This window comes from Desulfosporosinus sp. OT (assembly GCF_000224515.1).
In the GTDB taxonomy this organism is placed as follows: Bacteria; Bacillota; Desulfitobacteriia; order Desulfitobacteriales; family Desulfitobacteriaceae; genus Desulfosporosinus.
This window is the reverse complement of sequence record NZ_AGAF01000092.1, coordinates 1-2,359: the sequence shown is the minus strand read 5'-3', so window position 1 is coordinate 2,359 and position 2,359 is coordinate 1. Positions and strand designations below refer to the sequence as shown.

Annotated in this window: 1 protein-coding gene; it reads right to left on the bottom strand. The window is 47.0% G+C overall.

Annotated elements, in window-relative coordinates; translation table 11 throughout:
* Positions 1-91: 91 nt before the first annotated feature.
* Positions 92-1,867 (bottom strand): reverse transcriptase/maturase family protein, encoded by a 1,776-nt coding sequence (locus DOT_RS08215; protein WP_009616951.1) that lies wholly within the window; start codon positions 1,865-1,867, stop codon positions 92-94.
* Between the last annotated feature and the right edge of the window lie 492 nt (positions 1,868-2,359).

The following is a 2,359-nucleotide window of genomic DNA, read 5'->3' as shown; positions in this document are numbered from 1 at the left end:
AATGAAATAGGCGGATTAGCAAAGTAACCCGCCCCTTCCCGAACCGTACAGGCAACTTTCATCGCATACGGCTCTCCATATTCTAAATGAGTTATCGTCGCTTTAACTGATTGAGCTGGAACCTGTCAGCATCGGCATTGGCAAAGCAGTGTGTGCAAAGGGGTATTTGACGCCGATTAATGGCCAGCATGACAGTGACAATCGGTGAATAGGGCTTGACGAGCTTCTTCTTCGTTTTCCTGTGATACATGCTGACATTTGAGTGCGGACTACCGCAGATGTAGCAGACACGTACAAGCGGATTCATCAAGTTGTACTCGGGCAGGAAGATGAACGATTTGACTGCCAACTTGATATTAGCGAAGAACTTCTTTTGTCTCGCAAACGATTTGTACAGTGCCATACGGACTGAGCAGGCTTTACCTTTGGCATTTTGGTAGTTGACCATGAGAGCTTTACCGTATCGGGCGAACACTTTCTTTAGGCTGATGTCGAATTTGCGAGCCAAAGTTTTAGCTATTGAAAACTGCGCAATGTATTGGATACGCGAGCCCTCGTAGAAATTGGAACAGCCGCGCTGTTGAGTCAGGAGTCCGCGAAGTACCTGGTTGCCGTATTTGATGATTTCTTCCGGAGATTCTCTAAGGAGGCGAGTAATACCAATGGGATAGCCATTGCCTTTGCACATACCATTTTCACGTAGCTTTTTCAAAATACCATCCGTATTCATGTAAACACGGATGGTTGAATCAAAAGGGTTGTTTTGAAATTTGCTGTGTTTGACAGCACCTTTGCGGATGATATATCCGAGAAAGGACACGTCATTATCTGTGGCATGTGTGATTTTAGTTTTCTCATCGCTTAGCCTTAGACAGAGTTCGTTTTTCAGGAATTCCTTGATTTTCTGCTTCAAGGCGATTGCATAGGCCTTGGGAGCAATCAGGCCGACCAGAAAATCGTCGGCGTAGCGCACATACCTTACTCTGCGGAAATTAGGGTCGAATCGGTCACTGGACGAAAGGTTTTCCATTTCAGATTTCAGGTGCTTAATGGTCTTTGGGTCGTTGCCGTTGCTGAGGGCCTTTTTGTAAAGGTATCTTGCCTTGGCATAATCAGGGTTTTGTCTGCGATAGCCACCTAAGGTCTCTGTTTCGATAATGGATTCCATAAATCTGTCCAACTTATCGAGATAGATGTTGCAGAGTATGGGACTGCAACAGGAACCCTGTGCATTTCCAGTTTTGGTTCCATGGTAGATGTGCTGCATGTCGAAGTAGCCGGCTTTGAGTATCTTGTTGATAAGCCGGATAAAACGTTCGTCGCTGATACGCTCATGAAGCATTGTCTCAAGTGTGCGATGGTCGATTTCATCAAAGCAGGCGGAGATATCTCCTTCAATAAACCAAATCGTACCTTTCCATGTTTCTACTTCGGCTATGGCGCTTTGAGTAGACCGTTTTGGTCGGAAGCCGTGAGAGAGGTTGGAGAAGGTAGGTTCGTAGATGCACTCTAGGATAATGCGGGTTGCCTCCTGAACGAGCTTGTCCTTTCCGTTGGGAAAGCTGAGCTTGCGCATTTTACCATTGCGTTTAGGTATCATCGTTGTTCTGTTTGGCTGAGGCTGGTAGGACTCGTCACGCATGGAGGCGATAAGTTCCGTAATCCATTCCTCGCAAAAGCCATGCAAGGAGGTGCCATCAGCACCGGAGGTTTCTGCTCCGGCGTTGGACTTGACAGAGTTATAGGCGATGATGTACAGGTCTCTGCTGTAGAACAATCGGTAAAGGTCACCGTTAACATAGCAATGGTTGGCACTGTTTCGACGGCGATAACCTTCCAGTCTTTCTACGAGTTTTGATTGCTCCATTCAAAGCAACTCCTTTCAAAATTGGAACTTAGAATACTGCCCCCCTTCACCATGTGCCATCCATTACAGAAGGCCGTTGGGCTACTATTAGGGCTCTCTGCCTTATGCCGAAGTGGCACTTAGGCAGGTCACGTTTGACAGCTTCATATAGTGTATCCATACGTAGGTATCCGGTTGGTCGTTGCCCTGCTTACCGCAGGTGCGTCAATGGGCCTGCTTATACCCAATCCTTTTCATATTGGGGATACCCATTGATACCAGTGTTTAGTTTGGCAGCGTCTCACAGCCACAGACCCGGATTTAGCCCACAGGCTTTACCATATATGGCCTAACTCGCCAGGCTACTCGATAGCAATTGCTATCTAATCCTGACTTTGCCGACATGCTATTGTCCCCCAGAGGCTTTCGCATGAGGTTAGTCGGTTGTCTTACATCGCATCGCAGGAGCGATGATTTCTAGGAAATATATATGAAGCGCACAACGTGCGCACA

What these genes read in the sequence shown, in the direction of transcription:
- DOT_RS08215 (WP_009616951.1), bottom strand. Translation starts at nt 1,867, where the DNA reads ATGGAGCAATCAAAACTCGTAGAAAGACTGGAAGGTTATCGCCGTCGA.